Here is a 24,574-nt window from a genome sequence, read left to right as displayed (position 1 = left end):
AAAAACTTGACGCATCGCCCCATTCCCGATAGAAGGAACCTCGCCTTGAGCAACAAGGCTGTTCCCTGGACGGCAGGGAAGGGCAGATTGAGTCTGTCCTGATGCACCCAAAGCGGTCGCTCCGCGGCGGGTTTTGACATGTGCAGGCGTTACCAGATGCCGAGACAATGTCGAGCCGTTCCAGCCCACACAGCGGATCCCACCTGGCGATCAGGTGACCCCGGGCTGTAAAGGTAAGGGGGGATGTTCCCCCATTTGGTGACCCTGCGGGACCACCCTCGTCACTGCTTCAGTCAGTGACAGGCCTGGGCTACGCCGGGAAGCATCACACGGATGATGCAGGCACGCTCAGGCGTCCGTACCTTCCGATATATCTGATTCCTTCAGATTCTGTGATGTGCGCTGCTTCAAGCGCTTCTCTTCCCCAAGTTGTTGCCCAGTCTCCCCAACGGGTGAGGCCGACCTTCGGGCCCGTGGTTTTTGGCCCGCGCAAAGCTGTTAAGAAACCTGCGCCGAACCCAACCGGCCAGGATTTTTCAAACGGAGTAGGCAACAATGACGACAGTTAGCAGTGATCGCATTCGGATCAAGCTCAAAGCCTACGATTACCGCATCCTGGACAAGGCTGTTGCGGAAATCGTGGATACGGCGCGCAATACCGGTGCCGGTGTGGCCGGGCCCATCCCGCTGCCCACCAATATTCATAAGTACACCATTCAGCGTTCCGTGCATGTGAACAAGAAGTCCCGTGAGCAGTTCGAAATGCGCATCCACAAGCGGCTTATGGACATCCTTGAACCCACGCAGCAGACCGTTGACGCCCTCGGCAAGCTTTCCCTGCCCGCTGGCGTGGACGTTGAAATCAAGCTCTAGTGAGAGGCAGTCATGGCTGAGAAAATGGGAATTTTGGGTCGTAAACTTGGTATGACCCGCATTTTTGCCGGTGACGGCGCCGCTGTGCCCGTCACGGTGATTCAGGCCGGGCCCTGCCCCGTCACCCAGGTGAAGACCGTTGAAACCGACGGTTACAACGCTCTGCAGATCGCGCTGACCGAAGACAAGGAAAAGCACGTCAGCAAGGCCATGAAGGGCCACTTCGCCAAGGCCGGCACCGGCCTGTACCGCGAACTGCGTGAAATCCGCCTGGAAAACGCCCCTGAAATGGAACCCGGTCAGGAACTGACCGTGGAAATGTTTGCTACCGGCGACAAGGTCAAAGTGACCGCCAAGAGCATCGGTAAGGGCTACCAGGGCCGTATGCGCCGTTGGAACTTCGCCGGTTCCAAGGATACGCACGGTTGCGAAAAAGTGCACCGTAACAACGGCTCCATCGGTAACAACACCTTCCCCGGCCACGTGTTCAAGGGCCGTAAGATGGCTGGCCATTGGGGCAACGAAACCGTGACGGAAATGGGCCTTGTGATCGTTGACGTTCGTCCCGCCGACAACGTCATCCTGGTCAAGGGTTCCGTGCCCGGCCCCAAGAACGGGCTGGTGCTGATCCGCAAGCAGTAGAGGAAGCACAACAATGGCTACCGTGAAAGTTTATGACCAGAACAAGCAGGAATGCGGCGAACTGACGCTTTCCGCCGACGTGTTTGAAGTTGAGGCTCGTCCCGAGATCCTCAACCTCGTGGTGCGTGCCCAGATGGCCGCCAAGCGCGCCGGTACCCACATGGCCAAGACCCGCGCCTTCGTTTCCGGCGGCGGCGTGAAGCCCTGGAAGCAGAAGGGCACCGGTCGCGCCCGTTCCGGCTCCAATCGTTCGCCCGTGTGGCGTGGCGGCGCCATCGTGTTTGGCCCCCAGCCCCGCGATTACAGCTTCAAGGTCAACAGCAAGGTGCGCGCCCTGGCCATGAAGATGGCTCTGTCGAGCCGTCTGGCCGCCGAAAACCTGCTGGTGGTCAAGGGCATCGAACTGCCCGAAGCCAAGACCAAGCATTTTGCCAAAGTGGCCGGTACTCTGGGCCTGAACAAGGCTCTCATCGTGACCGCCGAGGAAAGCGAAGCCCTGACCCGCTCCGCCCGCAACATCCCCGGCATCACGCTGACCACGCCTGATCGTCTGAGCGTGCTGGAGATCCTCCGCCACAAGCAGCTGGTCCTGCTGGAAGGCGCCGTGGCGCCCGTGCAGGCCCGCTTTGAAAAATAAGAGGGGCAACTCATGGAATTCACCCAGGTTCTTATCAAGCCCCTGCTGACGGAAAAGACCACCCTGCTGAAGGATGAGTCCCGTCAGGTGGCTTTCTATGTTCATCCCGGCGCCAACAAGCTTGAAATCAAGCAGGCCGTGGAAAAGGCTTTTGATGTGAAAGTTGAAGCGGTCAACGTGGTTCGCAAGGCTCCCTCCAATCGGGAACGCCAGGGTCGCGTGGTGGGCCGTAAGCCCGGCTGGAAGAAGGCCTATGTGACCTTGCGCCAGGGCGATAAAATCGAGTTCTTCGAGGGAGTGTAAAATGGCTGTCCGTAAGCTGAAACCGACCTCCGCCGGGCGTCGTTTCCAGACGGTTTCCGACTTTGCGGAAATCACCCGGACGACCCCTGAGAAGTCGCTCACCGTGGGCCTGACCAAGAAGGCCGGCCGCAACAACCGTGGCCGCGTGACCAGCCGTCGTCGTGGCGGCGGTGTGAAGCGCCTGTACCGCATCATCGACTTCAAGCGTAACAAGTTCGGCATCGCCGCCAAGGTTGCGCACATCGAATACGACCCCAACCGTACCGCCCGTATCGCCCTGCTCCACTACGTGGACGGCGAAAAGCGCTACATCATCGCTCCTGTGGGTCTGAAGCAGGGCGACGTGGTGCTGGCCGGTGAAGGTGCCGACATCAAGCCCGGCAACGCCATGCAGATGTCCCGCATCCCGGTGGGTACCGTGATCCACAACGTCGAGCTGTACCCCGGCAAGGGTGGCCAGCTCTGCCGCGCCGCTGGCACCTACGCCCAGCTCGTGGCCAAGGAAGGCAAGTACGCCCTGCTGCGTCTGCCCTCCGGCGAAGTGCGCAAGGTGCTGGCTTCCTGCGTGGCCACTGTGGGCCAGGTGGGCAACATCCAGCACGAAAACATCTCCCTGGGCAAGGCCGGCCGCAACCGCTGGCTGGGTCGCCGTCCTCAGGTCCGCGGTGTGGCCATGAACCCCATCGACCATCCCCTGGGCGGTGGCGAAGGCCGCAGCTCCGGTGGTCGTCATCCCGTGTCGCCCTGGGGTATGCCTGCCAAGGGCTTCAAGACCCGCGACAAGAACAAGGCTTCTTCGCGCCTTATCATTAAGCGCCGCGGCCAGAAGTAGGAGTAGCAGATGCCCAGATCTTTGAAGAAAGGGCCGTTCATCGACGGCCACCTGATGAAGAAGGTTGACGCTGCGGTGGCCTCCAATGACCATCGCGTGGTGAAGACCTGGTCGCGCCGCTCGACCATCCTGCCCGAAATGGTGGGTCTGACCTTTGCGGTGCACAATGGCAAAAAGTTTGTGCCGGTGTTCGTGACCGAAAACATGGTGGGTCACAAGCTGGGCGAATTCTCGCCCACCCGTACCTTCCACGGCCACGCCGCTGACAAGAAGGCCAAGGCCGGCAAGAAGTAGGGTAGAGATATGGAATCCAAAGCTATCGCGAAATTCCAGCGCGTGTCGCCCCGCAAGACCCGCCTTGTGGCCAAGAACGTGCAGGGCAAGGGTGTAGAAGAAGCCATGAACATTCTGCGCTTCACCCCCAACAAGCCCGCCGGCGTGCTGCTGAATGTGCTCAAGAGCGCCGTGGCCAATGCCTCCCAGCTGGGTGGCGTGAACGTGGACGCCATGGTCATCAAGGAAGTCATCGTGAACGAAGGCCCCACCTGGAAGCGCTTCATGCCCCGCGCCCAGGGCCGTGCCACCAAGATTCACAAGCGTACCAGCCACGTTACCGTTATACTCGCAGAAGGGCAGGAATAGGCTATGGGTCAGAAAGTTCATCCGTTTGGCTTCCGGCTGGGGTACAACAAGAACTGGCAGTCCCGCTGGTTCAGCAAGAAGGACTACCCTGCCTTTGTGTTTGAAGACAGCAAGATTCGCGCCTATGTGAAGAAGCTCCTGTATCATGCGGGGCTGGCCAAGATCGAAATCGAACGCGCCGGTGGCAAGATCCGTCTGATCCTGTCCACTGCCCGTCCCGGTATCGTCATCGGCCGCAAGGGCGTGGAAATCGAAAAGCTGCGCGGCGACCTCCGCCAGAAGTTTGGCCGTGAGTTCTCGCTGGAAGTGAATGAAATCCGTCGTCCCGAAGTGGAAGCCCAGCTCGTGGCCGAAAACATCGCCCAGCAGCTGGAACGCCGCGTGGCCTTCCGTCGCGCCATGAAGCGCACGGTGTCCATGGCCCGCAAGTTCGGTGGCGAAGGCATCAAGGTGACCTGCTCCGGTCGTCTGGCGGGCGCTGAAATCGCCCGTACCGAATGGTACCGTGACGGTCGCGTGCCGTTGCAGACCCTGCGCGCCGACATCGACTACGGTTTTGCCGAAGCGCACACCACCTACGGCATCATCGGTGTCAAGGTGTGGATCTACAAGGGTGAAATCCTTGACAAAGAGGTTGATCAGTAATGCTCGCGCCTAAGAAAGTTAAATTCCGTAAATGGCAGAAGGGCCGCCTGCGTGGCCTGGCTAGCCGCGGCGCCTCCATCGCCTTTGGCGATATTGGCCTGAAGGCCGTGCAGCACGGTCAGTTGTCCAGCCAGCAGATTGAAGCCGCCCGTATCGCCATGATGCGTCACATCAAGCGTGGCGGTAAGGTCTGGATCCGCGTGTTCCCCGACCGCCCCGTGACCGCCAAGCCTCTTGAAACCCGTCAGGGTTCCGGTAAGGGTGCTCCGGTGGGCTGGTGCGCTCCGGTCAAGCCCGGCCGCGTGCTGTACGAAATCAAGGGCGTCAGCCTTGACCTGGCTCGCGAGGCTCTGACCCGCGCCGCCCACAAGCTGCCCGTGAAGACCATCATCGTGGTGAGGGAGGGCCTGTAGTATGGCTGCCAAGAAGAACGAAAAAGCCGCCATGGCCACTGCCGCCGAGCTGCGCGACATGAGCGTCGAAGAGCTGCGTGCCAAGCTGGCCGAACAGCGCGAAGAACTCATGACGGCCCGTTTCAAGCATGCCACCGCGCAGCTTGAAAAGACTTCCGAGCTCAAGGCCATGCGCCGTCAGGTGGCTCGCATTTCCACCGTTTTGACTGAAAAGGAATAGAGGGGCTGAACCATGCAAGCTCTGGAAAATCGCAAGGGCAGAACCCTCACCGGTATCGTTGTCAGCGACAAGAACGACAAGACCATCGTCGTGCGCGTTGAAACGCTGGTGAAGCATCCTCTGCTCAAGAAGTATGTGAGGCGCCGCAAAAAGTTCACGGCTCATGATCCCATGAACGAATGCGGCATGGGCGATAAGGTTAAAATCGTGGAGTTCCGCCCCATGTCGCGCAACAAGCGCTGGCATCTGGTCTCCATCATCGAAAAGGCTGTGTAGGGTAGAACCATGATCCAGGTAGAATCGACTCTTCAGGTGGCCGACAACAGCGGCGCCAAAAAGGTGGCCTGCATCAAGGTGCTCGGTGGTTCCCACCGCCGTTACGCTTCCGTGGGCGACATCATCGTCGTGTCCGTCAAGGAAGCCATGCCCCACAGCAAGGTCAAGAAAGGCGACGTCATGAAGGCCGTTATCGTGCGCACTGCCAAGGAAGTGCGTCGCATGGACGGCTCCTACATCAAGTTCGACGGCAACGCCGCTGTCCTGCTCTCCAACCAGGGCGAACCCGTGGGTACCCGTATCTTCGGACCCGTCGCTCGTGAGCTGCGCGCCGCCAACTTCATGAAGATCATTTCTCTTGCCCCCGAAGTGCTGTAGGAGATGACTATGAAAACGTATCGCATCCGCAAGGACGACAAGGTGATGGTCATCACCGGCAAGGACGCGGGCAAGATCGGCAAGGTGCTCAAGGTTCTTCCCAAGAAGGACCGCGTGCTGGTGGAAAAGGTCAACGTGGCCAAGCGCCACATGCGCCCCAACCCCTATGCCCAGCAGCCCGGTGGCATCGTGGAAAAGGAAATGCCCATCCACGTGTCCAACGTGATGGTGGTGTGCTCCGCTTGCGCCAAGCCGACCAAGGTGGGCTACAAGTACATTGAGTCCGAAGGCAAGCAGAAAAAAGTGCGCTTCTGCAAGAAGTGCAACGAAGTTATGGAATAAGGTGATACGATGACACGCCTTGAAAAGATTTATAGAGAGAAAGTGGTTCCGGTACTGCAGAAGGAGTTCAACTACTCCTCCTCCATGCAACTGCCCGGCATCGAGAAGATCTCTCTGAACATCGGTCTCGGCGCCGCCAGCCAGAACAACAAGCTGATGGAAGAAGCCGTGGCGGAACTGACCGCCATCGCCGGACAGAAGGCCGTGGTTACCCGCGCCAAGAAGTCCATCGCTTCCTTCAAGCTGCGTGAAGGCATGCCCATCGGGGCTCGCGTCACCCTGCGCAAGGATCGTATGTGGGACTTCCTGGACAAGCTGATGAACTTTGCCCTGCCCCGCGTGCGTGACTTCCGCGGTATCCCGGACCGTGGTTTTGATGGTCGCGGCAACTTTACCCTGGGCATCAAGGAACACACCATCTTCCCCGAAATGGAAGCTGACCGTGTGGAAAACCCCAAGGGCATGAACATCACCATTGTCACCTCGGCGACCACGGACAAGGAAGGCAAGTTCCTTCTGGACCAGCTGGGCATGCCGTTCCGCAAGTAGGAGTAGAGCTATGTCCCGTACCGCTCTTGAAGTGAAGGCTTCCCGTAAGCCCAAGTTCAGCTCCCGCGCCTACAATCGTTGCCCCATCTGCGGGCGTCCCCGGGCCTTCATGCGCCAGTTCGGCATCTGCCGTATCTGCTTCCGCAACATGGCCCTGCGCGGCGAACTGCCCGGTGTGCGTAAATCCAGCTGGTAATCCGCATCCCGGACTGATCTGAAAGATGGAGGGACTCCGAAAGGGGTCCCTCTTTCCGTTTCCGGAGAAGGGCAGGGGAGAGGGGGCTGTGCCCCGGCGCTTCCTGCATCCGGCGGGCGGCCCGGGGCAGGAAGGTTCCTTGTCCGCATCCGGGGGCGCAGTCTTACATGGTTTCCGGCTTCCGGGGAGGGACGTATCCTCTTTCGGGATACGTTCTGCACCCGGCCGGGCTCCTTCCTTTTGCAAATTTTGCTTGCTTCCCGATGACAGATGGGCTATCTGCCCCTGCGCGCCGTACGCCGTACCATGCCGGAAAGTCCGGTGGAGCCGGCCATGCGGCGCGGGTCGCACCGGAGACGGGCGGGACTCCTGCAGTGGAGCAGCTCCGTTTTCATTCATGGTGCGGCGATCCGGTGCCTGGTCCCTCGCATGCAGGCCGGGATGCCCCGGCAGGACCGGCGCCGGCATGACTCGGGAACGCCCTGGAAAGAGCGGATTTTCAGGCCGTGAGCAAAAAAAACATTGCCTTTTGCTCCGGCTTGGGATATGGACTTTCGATTGTGTGCGGGAAGTGGCGGCATGGGGCCGCTAACCCCTCACGAAACCAACCTTAGGAGCTATCGATGTTGACAGATCCTATTGCGGATATGCTGACCCGTATCCGCAACGCACATTTGGCCCTGCACAAGGAAGTGAATGTGCCGCGCTCGAAGATGAAAGAAGCCTTAGCCGCCATCCTCAAGCAGGAAGGTTACGTCGAAGACGTGGCTATCGACGACCGCAACATTACCATCACGCTGAAGTACCAGAAGGGCAAGGCCGTCATCTCCGGCCTGAAGCGCGTCAGCACCCCCGGTCGCCGCGTGTATGTGGGCGCTCACCAGATCCCCAAGGTGCAGAACGGCCTCGGCATTTGCATTCTGTCCACGTCCAGCGGTGTGCTGGACGGCATGACCGCCCATGAAAAGAAGGTGGGCGGCGAACTTCTGTGTGAAATCTGGTAGGGGTGCACCATGTCTCGTATCGGCAAACAGCCCATTACCGTTCCCGCTGGCGTTGAAGTCAAGATCGGAACGGATGTTGTGGAAGTGAAGGGCCCCAAGGGTACGCTGCATACCCCTGTGTGCAGCCTGCTGAATTATGACCTCACCGACGGTGTGCTGACCCTGACCCGCGTGGAAGACGACCGTCACAGCCGTGCTCAGCACGGTCTGCGCCGCACCCTGCTCGCCAACTGCATCGAAGGCGTGACCAAGGGCTTCTCCAAGTCCCTGGAAGTGATCGGCGTGGGCTACCGCGTTGCCGTCAAGGGCAACCTGGTGGAACTGTCCGTGGGCTTCTCCCACCCCGTGCTGGTGGAACTGCCCGAAGGCATCCAGGCCAAGGCCGAAGGTCAGATCCTGACCATCAGCGGCGCCGACAAGGAACTGGTGGGCGAAATGGCCGCCAAGATCCGTCGCATCCGCAAGCCCGAACCCTACAAGGGCAAGGGTATCAAGTATACCACCGAGACCATCCGCCGCAAGGTCGGTAAGTCCGGCGGCAAGAAGTAGGTAGGGATTGCGTCATGAAGCTTACCAAGAATGAATCCCGTCAGCGCCGCAAGGTCCGCATTCGTAAAAAGGTGCAGGGTACCGCCGAACGTCCCCGTCTGGTGGTGTACCGCTCCAACATGCACATCTACGCCCAGATCGTGAACGATCAGGAAGGCGCCACCCTGGTCGCCGCCTCCACCCTCAGCCTGGCCAAGACCGAAGCCGGTATGCATTGCAACCTGGCCGGCGCCGAGAAGGTGGGCATGGAAATCGCCCGTCTTGCCAAGGAAAAGAACATCACCCAGGTGGTGTTTGATCGCAACGGGTACCTTTATCACGGTCGCGTGAAAGCCGTGGCCGACGGCGCCCGCGAAGGCGGCCTGGAGTTCTAATATGCGTCAGGAAAATACCGAAACCAAACAGAACGAATTGGGCGAAATCGAAAAGATCGTCTCCCTGAACCGCGTGGCCAAGGTGGTCAAGGGCGGTCGCCGTTTCAGCTTCAGCGCCCTTGTGGTGGTGGGCGACGGCAAGGGTGGCGTGGGCTACGGCCTGGGCAAGGCCCAGGAAGTGCCCGAAGCCCTGCGCAAGGCCACTGAACGCGCTCGCAAGAACCGCGTGCAGATTCCTCTGGTGGAAGGCACCCTGCCTTACGAAGTGCTGGGCCGCTTCGGCGCTGGTCGCGTCATGCTGAAGCCCGCCTCCGAAGGTACCGGTATCATCGCCGGTGGTGCCGTGCGTGCCGTCATGGAAGCCGTGGGCGTGCGTGACGTCCTGGCCAAGGCCATCGGCACCAACAACCCCCATAACGTGCTGCGTGCCACCATGCAGGGCCTGATCTCCCTGCGCAGCGCTGACGAAGTGTCCGAGCTGCGTGGCAAGAAGCTCGAAGCCCCGAGGAAGTAAGTCATGGCTGAAATTACGGTCAAACTCGTGCGTTCTCGCATCGGCACCACGCCGGCCCAGCGCAAGCTGCTGGACTCCCTTGGCCTCAAGCGTCGCGAACAGGTCAAGTCGTTCAAGGACACCCCGGCCATCCGGGGCATCATCGCCAAAGTTTCGCACCTTGTGGCCCTGGTGGACTAGTCCACGGCCGCAGGAGGAGTATATATCATGCAACTGCACAATCTCTTTCCCTTCCCGGAAGAGCGCAAAACCCGCCGTCGTGTGGGCCGTGGTTCCGGTTCCGGCCTGGGCTGCACCGCTGGCAAGGGTAACAAGGGTCAGAACGCCCGTGCCGGCGGCGGTGTGCGTCCCGGTTTCGAAGGCGGCCAGATGCCCCTGCAGCGTCGTCTTCCCAAGCACGGCTTCAAGAACTTCCCCTTCAAGGTGACCTACGACGTGATCAATCTGGACCGTCTGCAGGAAGCCTTTGAAGGCAAGAGCGAGATCACCCTGGACGACATCTACGCCCGCGGCCTGGCCCGTCTGGGCGCGCCCGTGAAAGTGCTTTCCCGCGGCGAAGTGAAGTCGGCCATCAAGGTGGAAGCTCACAAGTTCAGCCAGGCCGCTGCGGAAAAGATCCGCAACGCCGGCGGCGAAGCCACCGAACTTGAAGCTGCGCAAGCGGCTGAGTAATTATGCGCCATGCCGGTAACGGCAGGCGGATGTCTTTGACCCCGCGCCGGAATGGGCGCGGGGTAAAGACGCTCCCGCGCATATGCGTCCCTTACAGCGTAAAAGGTAACGAGTGATTCATGGCATCAGCATCGGTTAATCCCCTCGGACAATCTTCTCTGGCCAAGCGCCTGGGCTGGACCTTCCTCCTTCTGTGCTGCTACAGAATCGGTGTGCATGTGCCCATCCCCGGTGTGGATGCCGCGGCCCTGGCCGCGTACTTCAAAAGCCTGTCGGGAACGTTGTTCGACATGTTCGACATGTTCTCCGGTGGCGGCCTGTCCAACGTGTCCGTCTTCGCTCTGGGTGTCATGCCCTACATCTCGGCGTCCATCATCATGCAGCTTTTGCAGGTGGTGAGCCCCGACATCAAGCGCATGGCCAAGGAAGAAGGCCAGGCCGGACGCCGCAAGATAACCCAGTACACCCGTTACCTGACCGTGCTGATCACCCTGGTGCAGGGCCTGTTCATCTCCATCGGGCTCGAATCCATGACCAGCCCCGACGGCACGCCCATCGTGCTCAATGCGGGCTGGCATTTCCGCATGGTGACCATGGCCACCTTCACGGCCGGTTCCATGCTCGTCATGTGGCTGGGTGAGCAGATCACTGAACGCGGTATCGGCAACGGCATCTCCCTGATCATCTTCTGCGGTATCGTGGTGGGCATCCCGCGCGGCATCATGCAGTCCATGGACCTCATCAAGTCCGGCAGCATGAGCATCTTCCTCGCGGTCATCATCGTGCTGCTCATGGCCGCCGTGCTGACGGCCATCGTGTTCGTGGAGCGTGCCCAGCGCCGTATCCCCATCAGCTACGCCAAGCGCCAGATCGGACGTAAGATGTTTGGCGGCCAGAACACGCACCTGCCCCTGCGCGTCAATACGGCGGGCGTCATCCCGCCCATTTTCGCCTCGTCGCTGCTGCTGTTCCCGGCCACGGTGGGCCAGTTCTCCACCAATGAATACGTCAGGATGGTCACGGACTTCTTTGCTCCGCACGGCGTCCTGTACAATGTGCTCTATGTTGTCCTGATCTTCTTCTTCTGCTACTTCTACACGGCCATCATCATCGACCCGAAGGATATGGCCGAGAACCTGAAGAAGAACGGCGGCTTCGTCCCCGGCATCCGTCCCGGCGAACGCACCCAGGAATACATCGACACCGTACTCTCGCGTCTGACCCTGAGCGGCGCGGTGTACATCTCGGCCATTTCCCTGCTGCCCATGCTCATGATCGCCAAGTTCAACGTGCCGTTCTACTTCGGTGGTACCAGCCTGCTGATCCTTGTCGGCGTGGCCATGGACTTCATGAATCAGGTCGAGTCCCACATGATCTCAACCCAGTACCAGGGGTTGATGAACAAGGCGGCCCGCAAGGGCGGCCGCATGTAATTCTGGCAAAGAGAGCTGGAAAGTCATGAAGAAGTATCAAGGCGCATTCATCAAAAATGAGCGGGAGATCGCTTGCCTGCGCGAGGCCAACCGTATGGTGGCCAACATCCTGGATGCCATCGGCGACATCGTGAAGCCGGGCGAAACGACCATGCGCTTTGAAGAACTGGCGCGCGACATGTGCGCCGATTATAAAGTGAAACCGGCCTTTTTGGGCTATTACGGCTACCCCTACGCCACATGCTGCTCGGTCAACGAGCAGGTGGTCCACGGTTTCCCCTCCCCGCGGCTGCTTGAGGAAGGGGACATCGTCAGCGTCGACATGGGCGTGGTCTTTGAAGGTTTTGTGGGCGACGCTGCGCGCACCTTCCCTGTGGGCAAGGTGAGCGAGGAAGCCTGCAAGCTCATGCGCGTCACGGAGGAGAGCCTCTATGTCGGCATCGAGCAGGCGCGTGCCGGTAACGATGTCTATGCCATCGGTATGGCCGTGCAGAACTATGTGGAAGCCGCCGGTTTCAATGTCGTGCGTCAGTATGTGGGCCACGGAGTTGGCGCCAAGATGCACGAAAAGCCGGAAGTCCCCAACTATCACCCCGGTGGCCGCGGGCTGACCCTGCGTAACGGCATGGTCATCGCCATTGAGCCCATGGTCACCGCCGGCAGCTACGAGGTGGACGTTCTGGAAGACAAATGGACTGCTGTGACACGCGACCGCCGCCTGGCTGCGCATTTTGAACACAGTGTAGCCATTACGCCGGACGGGCCCCGGATCCTGAGCATTTCGGACCGCGGCCTGAACCGGACGACAATTGGTTGTTGACAGAGCAGGTAAAGATGGATAAAGGTTTCTGTTCCCGCTGCTAATGAGCGGTGAGCAGCCGTATTGACCGGGTTTGTGTTGTGCTTCCGGCAGCGGCAAACCTTGGTCACGCAAAGCCGGATGGCTTTGCCACTCATTGGAGACGAATCATGAAAGTCAGACCTTCCGTCAAAAAAATATGCCCCAAGTGCAAGGTGATCCGGCGCAAGGGTGTTCTTCGAGTTATCTGCGAAAACCCCCGGCACAAGCAGCGCCAGGGCTAGGGCAGGAGACGTACTGTGGCGAGAATTGCAGGTGTTGATTTGCCTCGTGGCAAACGTGTGGACATTGCGCTCACCTATATCTATGGCATCGGCCGTGCTACGGCCCTGCAGATCCTGAGCACCACCGGTGTGAACTGGGAGCGCAACATTGATGATCTTTCCGCCGACGAAGTGAACGAGATCCGTAAGGAACTCGAACAGAACTACAAGGTGGAAGGCGACCTCCGTCGCGAGATCTCTACCAATATCAAGCGCCTCATGGACATCGGCTGCTTCCGTGGCCTGCGTCACCGTCGCGGCCTGCCCGTGCACGGTCAGCGCACCCACACCAATGCGCGTACCCGCAAGGGTCCCCGTCGCGGTGTGGTGGGCAAGAAGAAGTAGGGCGCATTCCTTTTCACGCGAATTTAGCCAGATTGAGGTAATATCATGGCCAGACCCAAGAAAGTGGTCAAGAAAAGAGAAAAGAAGAACGTGCCCGTGGGCATTGCCCACATCCAGGCTTCGTTCAACAATACCATCATCACCTTTACGGACACTCGCGGCAACGCCATCAGCTGGGCCTCTTCCGGCCAGAGCGGTTTCAAGGGTTCCCGCAAGTCCACCCCCTTCGCTGCCCAGGTTGCTGCCGAAACTGCCGCCCGCAAGGCTCAGGACAACGGCATGCGCACCGTGGGTGTGTATGTGAAGGGCCCCGGCTCCGGTCGTGAAGCCGCCATGCGCGCCATTGCCGCTGTTGGCTTCCGGGTTGCTTTCATCCGCGACGTTACGCCCATCCCCCACAATGGTTGCCGGCCGCCTAAGCGCCGTCGCGTGTAGTTGGCTGCCCGAGAGGCAGTGGTAATCAACGCAAGAGGATTCTTCAAATGGCCAAATATACTGAAGCCAAATGCCGCATTTGCCGTCGCGAGGGCTGCAAGCTCTTCCTGAAGGGCGACCGCTGCTTTACCGACAAGTGCGCTTATGATCGCCGTCCCTACGCTCCTGGCCAGCACGGCCGTGCGCGTAAGAAAGTCAGCGAATACGCTGTCCAGCTGCGCGAGAAGCAGAAGACCCGCCGCAGCTACGGTATCCTGGAAAAGCAGTTCCGCGGATACTTCGAAAAGGCTGAAATGCAGAAGGGCGTCACCGGTACCAACCTGCTGGTGATCCTGGAACGCCGCCTGGACAACGTGGTGTACCGTCTCGGTTTCGCCAACTCCCGTAACCAGGCCCGTCAGCTGGTGCGTCACGGCATCTTCACCCTCAATGGCCACAAGGTGACCATCCCCTCGCTGCAGGTGCGCGTGGGCGATACCATCGAAGTGCCCGAAAAGAACCGCAAGATCCCCGTTCTGGCCGAAGCCCAGGAAGTCATCGCCCGCCGCGGTTGCCCCGCCTGGCTGGAAGCCGACGGCGCCGCTTTCAAGGGCACCGTGAAGGCTCTGCCGCAGCGTGACGACATCCAGTTCCCGGTCAATGAACAGCTGATCGTTGAACTTTACTCGAAATAAGCGGGGGCTTCATGCTTATCAAACAGGGCGAACGCCTTATCAATGCGCGCAACTGGAACGAGCTCGTCAAGCCCGACCAGATCCTGCGCGACGAAGACACGGCCAGCAGCACGCACGGCAAGTTTGTTTGCGAACCGCTGGAGAGAGGTTACGGCACCACCATCGGCAATGCCATGCGTCGTGTGCTGCTTGCCTCCCTGCAGGGTGCTGCCTTTGTGTCTGTGAAGATTACCGGCGTGCAGCATGAGTTCACCACCATCCACGGCGTCCTCGAAGACGTGACCGACGTGGTGCTGAACATCAAGCAGGTGCGTCTGCGCATGGACACGGACGAACCGCAGCGCCTGACGCTTCGCGTTGACAGCAAAGGGCCTGTTACGGCCGCCCAGATTCAGGCCAATCAGCATGTGACCGTGCTCAATCCTGAACAGCACATCGCCACCCTCACCGAGGACGTGGTGCTGGAGATGGAATTTGAAGTGCGCATGGGCAAGGGCTATGTGCCTGCCGACATGCACGAAGGTCTGGCCGATGAAATCGGTTTGATTAAGCTGGACTCCTCCTTCTCGCCGGTTCGCAAGGTCGCCTACGCTGTGGAACAGGCTCGTGTGGGTCAGATGACCAACTACGACCGCCTGATTCTCGAAGTGTGGACCGACGGCTCGCTGACCCCTGAAGATGCCATCGCGTACAGCGCCAAGATCATCAAGGATCAGATCTCGGTGTTCATCAACTTCGATGAACGTGTGTCCGGTGACATGCGTCACGGCAGCAGCGACAGCGGCGAGACCAACGAGCATCTCTTCAAGAGCATCGACGATCTCGAGCTTTCGGTGCGCGCCACCAACTGCCTGCGCAGTGCCAACATCGCGCTGGTGGGCGAACTGGTGCAGCGTTCCGAGGCTGAAATGCTCAAAACCAAGAACTTCGGCCGTAAATCTCTGGACGAGATCAAGGAAGTCCTGCACGACATGGGCCTTGATTTCGGCATGAAGGTTGACGGTTTCGAAAAGAAATATCAGGACTGGAAAAGGAAGCAGCAAAATGAGGCATAGCAATTCCGGCAAAAAACTTTCGCGGACGCCTGCGCACCGTAAGGCCCTGTTGCACAATCTCGCCAAGGCGCTGCTTATCCACGGCCGCATCCGCACCACCGAAGTGAAAGCCAAGGAACTCCGCGGCGTTGTCGAGCCGCTGATCTCCCTGGCCAAGCGCAACGACCTGCACGCCCGCCGTCTGGCTTACCGCGTGCTGTGCGACTACGCTCTGGTTAAGCGCCTGTTTGACGAAATTGGTCCCCAGTTCGCCGGTGTGCCTGGTGGTTACACCCGCGTGATGAAGCTGGCCATGCCCCGCAAGGGCGATAACGCTCCCATGGCCATCATCGAACTGACCCGCCTGCCCGAAGCCAAGACGGAAGCTCCCGCCAAGGCTGAAAGCGCCGAGTAGTTCCGATGACCGTGTCCGGTTCCGGCCGGACGAGGGAAAAGGATACAAGGGCCCCCGCAAGGGGGCCTTTTTGCGTTTTGGGGAATAGCCTGGCAGGGGAGGAAGACGTCCTCCTGCAGGGGGCTTGCTGCCCTTCGGGGGCCCCCTTTCCGTATGCATGCCGGGAGCCCGGCCGATATGCGGCAAGACGAGGGAATCCCCATCCCTTTCGGCGCCTCCGTACGGCCGTGCATCAGCCCGGAGCCTGCATTCCTACACGCTGTCCGGAAAGTTTGGCGCTCCACGACAACGCAGCCTCTGCACTCACATGCCTGTACTGACCGACAGCCCCTATCCCTTTTTTACATACGCTGCAGGCGTTCCCGTTCCCTTGTCCTTCCTGGTTCTCACGCCGGAGGCAGCCGGCAGATCCATAGAGGAGGACAGCCTGGTGGAATATCTCTCCCTCACGTCTTTCTGGGTTTTTTATGAGCGCGTTTTGAGGGGAGTGGGGGAGGAGTTTGAGGGGGCGAGGGGAAGCTTTTGGGCGCAAGGAAAAGTTCCCCTCGCCCCCTCAATACTATCAAGCAGCCATCCACTGACCTTTGTCGTCCCTTCTCTGTCATGACTTGCCAGCAGGGGGGCTTTCATGGCATGGACGGCCTGTGCCTGTGCGGCATCCTTTCATTTTTCAACAAAGCGAGGTTCATCATGAAGTTGCTGGAAAAGGCCCGGGCCGCCGGCTGAGCGGCAAAAATGGCTCCAGGGGCCCTGGAGCAGCTTTTGCGGGGCCTCGTGCCCCGTGGATCGTCGGATCTGGAGCAGCGCGTCATCGCCGGGCGTGCCCGCAACGAGGATGCCGTGGTCGTGCGCATGCCGGCGGGCAAGGCCATCGTGCAGACCGTGGACATCCTGGCGCCCATCGTCAACGATGCCTTCTGGTTCGGCCGCATTGCGGCCTGCAATGCCCTGTCGGATGTCTACGCACTGGGCGGGCAGCCCTGGTGTGCCATGAACGTGGCGTTTTTCCCCACCTGCCTGACCGAGAACGACCCGGAGAACATCCTGGCCAATATCCTGCGCGGCGGCATGGATGCCCTGGAAGAAGCCGGGGCCGTGCTGGCCGGCGGGCATACGGTGCAGGATGACGAACTCAAGTACGGCATGGCCGTGACCGGCATCATCGATCCCGATCATGTGGCCGCCAATGACAAGCTGCGGCCGGGCCTGCGTCTGCTGCTGACCAAGCCGCTGGGCACGGGCATCCTGGCTACAGGTGTCAAGGCACGCTGGGACGATCATGAGGAAAGCGAAGCGCTGCTGCAGCGCTGGTGCGGACGTCTCAACCGTATCCCCGGGGAGGCCATCGCCCACTTCCGCATCCCGGCCGCCACGGACATCACCGGTTTTGGGCTGGGCGGGCATCTGCTGGAGATGGCGCAGGCCTCGGGTGTCTGCGTATCATTGCAGACGGAAGCCCTGCCGCTGCTGCCCCACGCTCTGGAGTATGCCCGCATGGGCCTCATCCCGGCGGGCAGCCATCTCAACCGCACCCACTGCGCTCCTGCCGTGGACGTGGCGTCTTCGGTGGATGAGGCAGTGGAAAGCATCGTATTCGATGCCCAGACCTCGGGCGGTATCGTGCTGGCCGTGCCGGGTGAAGAGCTGGCCACGGTGCGTGACTGGCTGGAGGCCAGGGGCGAGATGGCCGTGGAGATCGGTGAAGTGCTGGAGGCGCGTCCCGACGGCAAGCGGCTGCTGCTGCGCTAGCGGGGGAGGGGAGATCCGGGGAGAAGACTCTCCCTTTCTCATTTCCCAAGCTCTCTCTTTCCTCCACGCCTCCCATCCTCTCCGCATGTATTGCAGTGGGAGGAAAGCATCCCGGAAGAGAGGCCTCCCGGCAGTTCGCCAGGCGGCAAGATCGGGCCCCTCCGGGACTGTTGCCGTTTCCCTTTTTTCCTGCTGTCCGGCACTGAGGGGAGGGCTGGCCGAGGCTTGCGGGAAAGTGCTGTCTGTGGTATAAAAATTATCTTTGCGAGAGTGGCGGAATTGGTAGACGCACTGGACTTAGAATCCAGCGGTTTATCCATACGGGTTCAAGTCCCGTCTCTCGCACCAGAATTTGCAAGGACGTCCCCGGCATGGCTGTGGGACGTCTTTGTTTTGAGGGCTGCTGTGCAGGAAGCCTCTTTCCTTATCCGGCGCAGAGGAAGCCAGCGCAGCTCCATCCCGCCACGGTAGCGCGCAGCAGCGCTCCTCTCTTCCATGATGCTGCATGTTCCTTCCCCGTCCGGCCTGCGGCGAGCCGGCCAAGGGGTATCGTCCGTCCATCCCTTCTTGCCGTGGCATCACGGGCCATACCGCATCAGACCGCGGCCCTGTTCCTTCACCTCTTTCTGTCTGTACCTGAGCGCCTCCTGCTGCCTTCTTCACCGTTTCGCCAAAGGAAGGCTTTTCATCTTGACCGGCACGCTTCCGTGCTTATCTCTGACGGCAGAGATCTGCCGGGAGACCGGCGCCCAGCCGCTTGAAATCCGCCCTTCTTTGGGCTATGAGAAGCGATTGTCGTGGCTGGCGAGTCGCTCGCCATGCCGGATGATGCGTGTTCTGCACCGCATCATCATTCAGAGAACTGCCGTGCGGCCCAGGTCGCGGTCGTCTTCGGGGCATCCCCGGGGCGCGGCGGAAAAAAGAGACTTTTCGTTAAAGGAGCGCCTCGTGGAATATACTGTTGAAGATTTGTCCCCGGTCAAGAAAAAGGTTGCCATCACCACTGATCCCAAGGAAGTGGAAGCCGCCATCATGGGCGCTGTCGCCCTGTACAAGACGTCTGTGCAGCTTGACGGTTTCCGCAAGGGCAAGGTGCCCGCTTCCGTCATCGAACAGCGTTTCCGCGACCGCATCTATGAAGAGGCCCGTCAGGACCTCGTCAACGTGCACATCAATGAGGTGATGTCCAAGCTGGACGTGACCCCCGTCTCCGGTATCAACATGGTGGACGGCGAGCCTGTCATGGAACGCGGCAAGGGCATGAACTACAGCATCGAGTTCGAAGTGCTGCCCACCTTCGATCTGCCCCCCTACGAAGGCATGGAAGTGGAGCAGGAAAAGACCATCGTGGACGACGCTGAAGTGGAAGAAGTGGTGGAACGCATCCGCCGCGACCGCGCCAAGCTGGTGCCCGTGGACGGCGACGGCCCGGCCGTGGACGGCCAGGTGGCCAACATCGACTTCTGCGCCTACGAAAACGGTCAGCCCCTGGAAGGCATCAAGGCTGACGGCTTCGATCTGGCCCTGGGCGAAAAGCAGGCCCTGGAAGATTTCGAAAACCTGGTCAAGACCATCAAGCTGGGTTGCGAAGCCGAAGGCGACATCACCTTCCCCGAAGATTTCCTGGCCAAGGACCTGGCCGGCAAGACCGTGACCATGAAGGTCAAGGTGCATGCCATCAAGGAACGTCAGCTGCCCGCCGTGGATGACGAACTGGCCAAGGCCGTGGGCGTGGAAAACGTGGAAAAGCTCAAGGCCGGCATCCGCGAAAGCTACCGCTCCAGCCGCTACAACCTGAACAAGGGTTCCGCCCAGAAGTCCATGCTGGACAAGCTGGTGAAGATGGTGGAATTCGAACTGCCGCCCAGCATGGTGGACGTGCAGGCCCGCACCCTGCTGGCCGACATGCGCGCCCGCATGGAACGCCAGGGCAAGAGCCTGGATTCCCTGGGCAAGACCGAAGAAGAACTGCTGAAGGAAGTCCAGCCCCAGGCCGAAGAGATCACCCGCATGCAGGTGCTGCTGCTGGCCATCGCCAAGAAGGAAGGCCTGGACGTGAACGAGCAGGAAGTCAATGCCCAGCTCTACCAGCTGTGCATGCGCAGCGGCGAAGACTTCAAGCAGGTTCGCGAAGCCTATGAAAAGAGCGGCATGATCTTCACCCTGCGTGACCGCATCCTGGCCGACAAGGCCATGGACGCCATCTACGCCAAGGCCCAGGTGAAGGAAGTGGAGCCAAAGGCTGCTGAAAAGACTGAAGAAAACAACTAAAGCGAGCGATGTCTGCACCATGGTGCAGATGTTTCACGCACCTTTCCGGCGACGCTTCGTCGTCCGCTTTTGACGTACGCCGCGGCGGTTCTCCCGTCGCGGCGGCGTCGAATTTATACGGTTTAACTCACAGAGAGGTTTTCATGTCCCTCGTCCCCATGGTCATCGAAACCACGGGCCGTTCCGAACGTGCCTACGATATTTATTCCCGCCTGCTCAAGGATCGCATCATCCTGCTGAGCAGCGAAGTGAACGACACTGTGGCCTCCCTTGTCTGCGCCCAGCTCCTGTTCCTGGAATCCCAGGATCCGGAGAAGGAGATCAACCTGTACATCAATTCTCCCGGCGGCTCCGTGACCGCCGGTCTGGCCATCTACGACACCATGCGTTACATCACCGCGCCCGTCAGCACGGTGTGCATGGGCCGGGCCGCCAGCATGGGGGCATTTTTGCTGGCTGCCGGGCAGAAGGGCATGCGTTACGCGCTGCCCAACAGCCAGATCATGATCCACCAGCCGCTGGGCGGCTTCCAGGGCCAGGCCACGGATGTGGACATCCACGCCCGCGAGATGCTGCGCATCAAGGAACGCCTGAACACCATGCTGGCCGAGAACACCGGCAAGAGCTATGACGAGGTGGTCCGGGCCACGGAACGCGACAATTTCCTCACCCCCGAACAGGCCCTCGAATTCGGCATCATCGACCGGGTACTGGTATCGCGCAGCGATATGACGGAGAAAAACTAGTCTATGTCCAACAGCAAGAATTCCGGACAGGAACCGCTGCGCTGCTCCTTCTGCGGACGCAGCGAGCTGGAGGTGAACAACCTTATCGTGCAGGACAACGCCTGCATCTGCGACAACTGCGTGCGCGCCTGCGGTGACATCATCGCCCGCGACAAGGTCCAGCAGCAGGTGGAGGAGGCCGACGAGCGCCTGCTCTCGCCGCAGGAGATCAAGGCCCGCCTGGATGAATACGTCATCGGCCAGACCGAGGCCAAGAAGATCCTCTCCGTGGCCGTGCACAACCACTACAAGCGCGTCTTCTTCGCCGATGCCCTGGGCGATGACGTGGAACTGGAAAAGAGCAACATCCTGCTGGTGGGTCCCTCCGGCAGCGGCAAGACCCTGCTGGCCAAGACCCTGGCCAAGGTGCTGCGCGTGCCCTTTGCCATCGCCGACGCCACGACCCTGACCGAAGCCGGTTACGTGGGCGAGGATGTGGAGAACATCCTGGTGCAGCTGCTGCAGAATGCCGACTACGACATCGAAGCCGCCAGCAAGGGCATCATCTACATCGACGAGATCGACAAGATCTCCCGCAAGAGCGACGGCCCCTCCATCACCCGTGACGTGTCCGGTGAAGGCGTGCAGCAGGCCCTGCTCAAGATCATCGAAGGCACCGAGGCCAACATCCCGCCCAAGGGCGGCCGCAAGCATCCCCAGCAGGAATTCATCCGCATGGATACCAGCAATATCCTGTTCATCGTGGGCGGTGCCTTCGTGGGCCTGGACAAGATCGTGGGCTCCCGCATGAGCGGCAGCTCCATGGGCTTCGGCGCCCAGGTCTGCTCCAAGAAGGAGATGCCCCTGGGCGAGCTGCTGGAAAAGATCCAGCCCCAGGACCTGGTCAAGTTCGGTCTGATCCCCGAATTCGTGGGCCGTATCCCGATCATCACCCATGTGGACGATCTGGACGAGGCCGATCTGGTGCGTATCCTGACCGAGCCCAAGAACGCCCTGGTGCGCCAGTACCAGAAGCTGTTCGAACTGGACCACGTGCAGCTGCGCTTCACGCCCAATGCCCTCAAGGCCATCGCGGCCCGGGCCATCGAGCGCAAGACCGGCGCGCGCGGCCTGCGCAACGTCATGGAGCGCACCATGCTGGACATCATGTTCCGCCTGCCCTCCATGCCCGGTGTCAAGGAATGCCTCATCAACCGGGCCGTCATCGAAAAGGGCAAGGAGCCGGTGCTGCTGTATGACGAAAGCGCCGAAGGCGCTGCTGCCGATACCAGCCTGAACTAGCCCGGCTTCCGGCATGGTCGCACGGCGTGGAGACGCTCCCGCCTGCTGCTGCCGGTCGCACCTTGCCGGGGCCTGCCCCCGGGCAGGCTGTCACAAGATCTGAAAGGGGGGAAGCATCCGCTTTTGCCGCAGGCAGAAGGGATCCTTCCCCTTTCAACGATATACGGGGCCATCCGGCCCGGCCGTCCCGACGGCTGAGCGGGCCGCCCGCGCGGCCCTTTTACGAGGTACACTATGTCCGAATTCCAGCGCGAAGCGCGCTTTTTTGCCGAGCTGCCGGTCATGCCCCTGCGCGAAGTGGTCATGCTGCCGCGTACCATCATGCCGCTTTTCGTGGGGCGCGAAGCCTCCATCAAGGCCATCGAACTGGCCCAGTCCGGCTACAACAAGCAGATGTTCCTGGTGGCCCAGCGCGAGCCCGATGTGGAGAAGCCCGGCACCGATGATCTGAGCCCCGTGGGGGTCGTCTGCAAGGTCCTGCAGATGCTGCGCCTGCCCGACGGCACCATCAAGGTGCTGTTCGAAGGCCTGCACCGTGCCCGCTGGACGGAGCTGCGCGAAGAGGACAACTGCCTGATGGCCATGCTCTGCACCGTGCCGGAAAGCGAGAGCCGCCCCGAAGAGCGCGAGGCCCTGGTGCGTACCGTGCAGGAAGCGCTGGAAGAGTACGCCAAGAACAACAAGAAGCTGACCCAGGAAGCGCTCATGTCCATCATGGCCCTGCGCGATGCGGGGCCGCTGGCCGACGCCGTGGTGCCCCACCTCAAGGTGGATTACCGCAAGAAGCAGGAAGTGCTGGAGATCGCCGACGTCACCGAGCGCCTGGAGCGCGTGTACGAGCTTTTGCAGGGCGAAGTGGCCCTGGCCTCGGTGGAAAAGCGCATCAAGAACCGCGTCAAGGTGCAGATGGAGCGCAACCAGCGCGAGTACTACCTTAGCGAGCAGCTCAAGGCCATCAACAAGGAGATGGGCCGCGAGGACGATCCCCAGGCGGAAGTGGACGAGCTGGAAAAGAAGCTCGAAGGCCGCAACATGCCGCAGGAAGCCCGCGAGCGCTGCCAGTCCGAACTGCGCAAGCTGCGCAGCATGCCGCCCTCGGCCGCGGAATACACCGTGGTGCGCAATTATGTGGACTGGCTGCTGGATCTGCCCTGGAACGACCTCAAAGAGATCGATATCGACATCGAAAAGGCCCGTGCCATCCTTGAAGGCGACCACTTCGGTCTGGAAAAGCCCAAGGACCGCATCCTGGAATATCTGGCCGTGCAGAAGCTCTCCAACGGCCTGCGCGGTCCCATCCTCTGCTTCGTGGGCCCGCCAGGCGTGGGCAAGACCTCGCTGGCCAAGAGCGTGGCCCGGGCCACGGGACGTGAATACGTGCGCCTTTCCCTGGGCGGCGTGCGTGACGAGGCCGAGATCCGCGGGCATCGCCGTACCTATGTGGGCGCCCTGCCCGGCAAGATCATCCAGTCCCTGAAACGGGTAAAGAGCAGCAACCCCCTGTTCTGCCTGGACGAGATCGACAAGATGACCTCGGACTTCCGGGGCGACCCGGCCTCGGCCCTGCTGGAAGTGCTGGACCCGGAACAGAACAACACCTTCATGGACCATTATCTGGATCTGGAGTACGACCTCTCCAAGGTGTTCTTCATCACCACGGCCAACTCGCTGGATACCATCCCGGCACCGCTGCTGGACCGCATGGAGATCATCGAGCTCAACAGCTATCTGGAGACGGAAAAGCGCCAGATCGCCCGCAACTTCCTGCTGCCGCGCCAGGTGAAGGAACACGGCCTGAAGCCGGAGAACATCGCGCTGTCCGACGGCGCCATCCTGGAGATCATCCGTTCCTACACCCGTGAAGCGGGCGTGCGCAATCTGGAGCGCGAGATCGCCGCCCTGTGCCGCAAGACCGCCATCCGTCTGGTGGAGGACAACGATCTGGACAAGTGCGTGAGCATCTCCCGCCAGAACCTGGCTTCCTTCCTCGGCGTCAAGAAGTATCGCCACGAGGAGCGCGAGAGCGAGTCCCAGGTGGGCGTCTGCGCCGGTCTGGCCTACAACCAGCGCGGCGGCGAGATCCTGATGGTGGAGACCAGCCTCATGTCCGGTTCCGGGCAGGTGGTCATCACCGGCCAGCTGGGCGACGTGATGACCGAGTCCGCCCGTGCGGCCCTGACCTATGTGCGTTCCCGCGCCGAGATCCTGGGCCTTGACCCGCGTTTCCACCGCAAGGTGGACATCCATGTGCATGTGCCCGACGGCGCCACGCCCAAGGACGGCCCCTCGGCCGGCATCACCCTGGCCACGTCCATCACCTCGGCCCTGCTGGGCATCCCGGTGCGCAACGATGTGGCCATGACCGGCGAGATCTCCCTGCGCGGCCGCGTGCTGCCCATCGGCGGCCTGCGGGAAAAGCTGCTGGCTGCCCGCCGCAGCGGCATCAAGAAGGTCCTCATGCCGCATGACAACGAAAAGGATCTCAAGGAAGTGCCCGCCGAGGTGCTGGAAGATCTGGAGATCGTCTTCGTGGACCATGTGGACGAAGTCCTGCCCCATGCCCTGGCCGCTTCCGTGGAAGAGATCTTTTCCGGTCGCGCCACGGCCCAGCCGCTGTATCTCAGCCTGCGCGCCGGCAAGAGCGACAAGGACAGCAGTGCCGCTGCACCGCAATAAGCTGATAGTAGGGGGGATTTGAGCGGGGGAAACCTTTTGTGGACAAAAGGTTCTCCCCCGCACCCCCTTCCAAAAAACTTTTTTTAGGTGGGGCCGCTGGTCCCCGCCGCTGGACGGTGGGGAGCGGACAACGGCCCGTGGACCGGGAAAACAGGAAGAGGAAGGCATTGTGCCTTCCTCTTCCTGTTTTTGGTGCGTATGGCGTGCCGTGCGTGCGCAGCGTACCTTTGAACGGATGTCCGATATAAAACAAAAACGCGGAGGGCAGAGTGCCTTCCGCGTTTTTGTTTTGGGCGCAGGCCTCTTTGTCAGAGAGCCGTGCTTGTCTTGGC

The 24,574-nt window shown here is 60.8% G+C and carries 34 protein-coding genes and 1 tRNA gene; all 35 read left to right on the top strand.

Annotated features, from left to right (window positions below; translation table 11 throughout):
* Positions 1 to 555: 555 nt before the first annotated feature.
* The 35 genes from rpsJ to lon all read left to right on the top strand — a co-directional run bounded on the left by rpsJ (position 556) and on the right by lon (position 24,242).
* Complete coding sequence (gene rpsJ, locus ACQRAG_RS02275; protein ID WP_278900332.1) at positions 556 to 873, top strand: 30S ribosomal protein S10; 318 nt, start codon at positions 556 to 558, stop codon at positions 871 to 873.
* 12 nt (positions 874 to 885) lie between these two features.
* Complete coding sequence (gene rplC, locus ACQRAG_RS02270) at positions 886 to 1,515, top strand: 50S ribosomal protein L3 (protein ID WP_168935248.1); 630 nt, start codon at positions 886 to 888, stop codon at positions 1,513 to 1,515.
* A gap of 13 nt (positions 1,516 to 1,528) precedes the next feature.
* Positions 1,529 to 2,152 (top strand): 50S ribosomal protein L4, encoded by a 624-nt coding sequence (rplD, locus tag ACQRAG_RS02265; RefSeq protein ID WP_006008404.1) that lies wholly within the window; start codon positions 1,529 to 1,531, stop codon positions 2,150 to 2,152.
* A 12-nt stretch (positions 2,153 to 2,164) separates the two neighbouring features.
* Entirely contained in the window at positions 2,165 to 2,455 is a 291-nt protein-coding gene (rplW, locus tag ACQRAG_RS02260) for a 50S ribosomal protein L23 (RefSeq protein WP_006008406.1), read from the top strand.
* Position 2,456: 1 nt separating this feature from the next.
* A complete protein-coding gene (gene rplB / locus ACQRAG_RS02255) occupies positions 2,457 to 3,287 on the top strand; it encodes a 50S ribosomal protein L2 (RefSeq protein WP_006008408.1) in 831 nt (276 codons plus the stop codon).
* A 9-nt stretch (positions 3,288 to 3,296) separates the two neighbouring features.
* Positions 3,297 to 3,581, top strand: coding sequence for a 30S ribosomal protein S19 (gene rpsS, locus ACQRAG_RS02250; protein ID WP_006008410.1), 285 nt, complete (start codon positions 3,297 to 3,299; stop codon positions 3,579 to 3,581).
* 9 nt (positions 3,582 to 3,590) lie between these two features.
* Complete coding sequence (gene rplV / locus ACQRAG_RS02245) at positions 3,591 to 3,929, top strand: 50S ribosomal protein L22 (protein WP_006008412.1); 339 nt, start codon at positions 3,591 to 3,593, stop codon at positions 3,927 to 3,929.
* Positions 3,930 to 3,932: 3 nt separating this feature from the next.
* The gene (gene rpsC, locus ACQRAG_RS02240) at positions 3,933 to 4,574 is read left to right on the top strand and encodes a 30S ribosomal protein S3 (RefSeq protein ID WP_006008414.1); all 642 of its coding nucleotides are present in this window, start codon (positions 3,933 to 3,935) and stop codon (positions 4,572 to 4,574) included.
* On the top strand, positions 4,574 to 4,987 hold the full coding sequence (rplP, locus tag ACQRAG_RS02235; RefSeq protein WP_006008417.1) for a 50S ribosomal protein L16: 414 nt from the start codon (positions 4,574 to 4,576) through the stop codon (positions 4,985 to 4,987). The genes rpsC and rplP overlap by 1 nt, the downstream gene beginning before the upstream one ends.
* 31 nt (positions 4,988 to 5,018) lie before the next feature.
* Complete coding sequence (gene rpmC / locus ACQRAG_RS02230) at positions 5,019 to 5,207, top strand: 50S ribosomal protein L29 (RefSeq protein ID WP_040369967.1); 189 nt, start codon at positions 5,019 to 5,021, stop codon at positions 5,205 to 5,207.
* A gap of 12 nt (positions 5,208 to 5,219) precedes the next feature.
* Positions 5,220 to 5,483, top strand: coding sequence for a 30S ribosomal protein S17 (gene rpsQ / locus ACQRAG_RS02225; RefSeq protein ID WP_006008421.1), 264 nt, complete (start codon positions 5,220 to 5,222; stop codon positions 5,481 to 5,483).
* A gap of 9 nt (positions 5,484 to 5,492) precedes the next feature.
* Positions 5,493 to 5,861, top strand: coding sequence for a 50S ribosomal protein L14 (rplN, locus tag ACQRAG_RS02220; protein WP_006008423.1), 369 nt, complete (start codon positions 5,493 to 5,495; stop codon positions 5,859 to 5,861).
* A gap of 9 nt (positions 5,862 to 5,870) precedes the next feature.
* Complete coding sequence (gene rplX / locus ACQRAG_RS02215; protein WP_040369827.1) at positions 5,871 to 6,203, top strand: 50S ribosomal protein L24; 333 nt, start codon at positions 5,871 to 5,873, stop codon at positions 6,201 to 6,203.
* Between the two features lie 9 nt (positions 6,204 to 6,212).
* Positions 6,213 to 6,752 (top strand): 50S ribosomal protein L5, encoded by a 540-nt coding sequence (gene rplE / locus ACQRAG_RS02210; protein ID WP_006008426.1) that lies wholly within the window; start codon positions 6,213 to 6,215, stop codon positions 6,750 to 6,752.
* A 10-nt stretch (positions 6,753 to 6,762) separates the two neighbouring features.
* Positions 6,763 to 6,948 (top strand): type Z 30S ribosomal protein S14, encoded by a 186-nt coding sequence (locus ACQRAG_RS02205; protein ID WP_006008429.1) that lies wholly within the window; start codon positions 6,763 to 6,765, stop codon positions 6,946 to 6,948.
* 623 nt (positions 6,949 to 7,571) lie between these two features.
* A complete protein-coding gene (gene rpsH, locus ACQRAG_RS02200; protein WP_006008433.1) occupies positions 7,572 to 7,952 on the top strand; it encodes a 30S ribosomal protein S8 in 381 nt (126 codons plus the stop codon).
* A gap of 9 nt (positions 7,953 to 7,961) precedes the next feature.
* Positions 7,962 to 8,501, top strand: a complete 540-nt coding sequence (rplF, locus tag ACQRAG_RS02195; protein WP_168935247.1) for a 50S ribosomal protein L6 — start codon at positions 7,962 to 7,964, stop codon at positions 8,499 to 8,501.
* Between the two features lie 14 nt (positions 8,502 to 8,515).
* On the top strand, positions 8,516 to 8,875 hold the full coding sequence (gene rplR / locus ACQRAG_RS02190) for a 50S ribosomal protein L18 (protein WP_006008437.1): 360 nt from the start codon (positions 8,516 to 8,518) through the stop codon (positions 8,873 to 8,875).
* 1 nt (position 8,876) lies between these two features.
* Positions 8,877 to 9,389: a 30S ribosomal protein S5 gene (rpsE, locus tag ACQRAG_RS02185; RefSeq protein ID WP_072337310.1), complete on the top strand. Its 513-nt coding sequence runs from the start codon at positions 8,877 to 8,879 to the stop codon at positions 9,387 to 9,389.
* Positions 9,390 to 9,392: 3 nt separating this feature from the next.
* Positions 9,393 to 9,569: a 50S ribosomal protein L30 gene (rpmD, locus tag ACQRAG_RS02180; protein ID WP_072337311.1), complete on the top strand. Its 177-nt coding sequence runs from the start codon at positions 9,393 to 9,395 to the stop codon at positions 9,567 to 9,569.
* A gap of 27 nt (positions 9,570 to 9,596) precedes the next feature.
* A complete protein-coding gene (rplO, locus tag ACQRAG_RS02175) occupies positions 9,597 to 10,061 on the top strand; it encodes a 50S ribosomal protein L15 (RefSeq protein WP_006008442.1) in 465 nt (154 codons plus the stop codon).
* 119 nt (positions 10,062 to 10,180) lie between these two features.
* Positions 10,181 to 11,494, top strand: coding sequence for a preprotein translocase subunit SecY (gene secY / locus ACQRAG_RS02170; RefSeq protein ID WP_168935246.1), 1,314 nt, complete (start codon positions 10,181 to 10,183; stop codon positions 11,492 to 11,494).
* 25 nt (positions 11,495 to 11,519) lie between these two features.
* A complete protein-coding gene (gene map, locus ACQRAG_RS02165; protein WP_006008446.1) occupies positions 11,520 to 12,314 on the top strand; it encodes a type I methionyl aminopeptidase in 795 nt (264 codons plus the stop codon).
* A 149-nt stretch (positions 12,315 to 12,463) separates the two neighbouring features.
* Positions 12,464 to 12,577 carry a 50S ribosomal protein L36 gene (gene rpmJ, locus ACQRAG_RS02160; RefSeq protein WP_005027799.1) on the top strand — a complete coding sequence of 38 codons (114 nt, stop codon included), beginning with the start codon at positions 12,464 to 12,466 and terminating at the stop codon, positions 12,575 to 12,577.
* Between the two features lie 15 nt (positions 12,578 to 12,592).
* Positions 12,593 to 12,961 carry a 30S ribosomal protein S13 gene (gene rpsM, locus ACQRAG_RS02155; RefSeq protein WP_040369828.1) on the top strand — a complete coding sequence of 123 codons (369 nt, stop codon included), beginning with the start codon at positions 12,593 to 12,595 and terminating at the stop codon, positions 12,959 to 12,961.
* Positions 12,962 to 13,006: 45 nt separating this feature from the next.
* On the top strand, positions 13,007 to 13,396 hold the full coding sequence (gene rpsK / locus ACQRAG_RS02150) for a 30S ribosomal protein S11 (RefSeq protein ID WP_006008449.1): 390 nt from the start codon (positions 13,007 to 13,009) through the stop codon (positions 13,394 to 13,396).
* A 47-nt stretch (positions 13,397 to 13,443) separates the two neighbouring features.
* Positions 13,444 to 14,070: a 30S ribosomal protein S4 gene (gene rpsD, locus ACQRAG_RS02145; protein ID WP_006008451.1), complete on the top strand. Its 627-nt coding sequence runs from the start codon at positions 13,444 to 13,446 to the stop codon at positions 14,068 to 14,070.
* 11 nt (positions 14,071 to 14,081) lie between these two features.
* A complete protein-coding gene (locus tag ACQRAG_RS02140; RefSeq protein WP_006008453.1) occupies positions 14,082 to 15,125 on the top strand; it encodes a DNA-directed RNA polymerase subunit alpha in 1,044 nt (347 codons plus the stop codon).
* Positions 15,115 to 15,519 carry a 50S ribosomal protein L17 gene (rplQ, locus tag ACQRAG_RS02135; protein ID WP_006008455.1) on the top strand — a complete coding sequence of 135 codons (405 nt, stop codon included), beginning with the start codon at positions 15,115 to 15,117 and terminating at the stop codon, positions 15,517 to 15,519. The genes ACQRAG_RS02140 and rplQ overlap by 11 nt, the downstream gene beginning before the upstream one ends.
* 690 nt (positions 15,520 to 16,209) lie before the next feature.
* On the top strand, positions 16,210 to 17,268 hold the full coding sequence (gene selD, locus ACQRAG_RS02130; RefSeq protein ID WP_427804034.1) for a selenide, water dikinase SelD: 1,059 nt from the start codon (positions 16,210 to 16,212) through the stop codon (positions 17,266 to 17,268).
* Between the two features lie 264 nt (positions 17,269 to 17,532).
* A tRNA-Leu gene (locus tag ACQRAG_RS02125) sits at positions 17,533 to 17,616 on the top strand.
* Positions 17,617 to 18,216: 600 nt separating this feature from the next.
* A complete protein-coding gene (gene tig, locus ACQRAG_RS02120) occupies positions 18,217 to 19,539 on the top strand; it encodes a trigger factor (RefSeq protein ID WP_427804035.1) in 1,323 nt (440 codons plus the stop codon).
* 143 nt (positions 19,540 to 19,682) lie between these two features.
* Entirely contained in the window at positions 19,683 to 20,285 is a 603-nt protein-coding gene (gene clpP / locus ACQRAG_RS02115) for an ATP-dependent Clp endopeptidase proteolytic subunit ClpP (RefSeq protein WP_006008466.1), read from the top strand.
* Positions 20,286 to 20,288: 3 nt separating this feature from the next.
* Positions 20,289 to 21,566, top strand: coding sequence for an ATP-dependent Clp protease ATP-binding subunit ClpX (gene clpX / locus ACQRAG_RS02110; RefSeq protein ID WP_168935242.1), 1,278 nt, complete (start codon positions 20,289 to 20,291; stop codon positions 21,564 to 21,566).
* A 234-nt stretch (positions 21,567 to 21,800) separates the two neighbouring features.
* Positions 21,801 to 24,242, top strand: a complete 2,442-nt coding sequence (gene lon / locus ACQRAG_RS02105) for an endopeptidase La (protein ID WP_427804036.1) — start codon at positions 21,801 to 21,803, stop codon at positions 24,240 to 24,242.
* The last annotated feature ends 332 nt before the right edge of the window (positions 24,243 to 24,574 follow it).

This window comes from Desulfovibrio sp. SGI.230, assembly GCF_050313065.1.
Lineage (GTDB): Bacteria > Desulfobacterota > Desulfovibrionia > Desulfovibrionales > Desulfovibrionaceae > Desulfovibrio.
The sequence above is the reverse complement of the archived record's forward strand: the minus strand, read 5'-3'. Positions and strand labels throughout refer to the sequence as shown.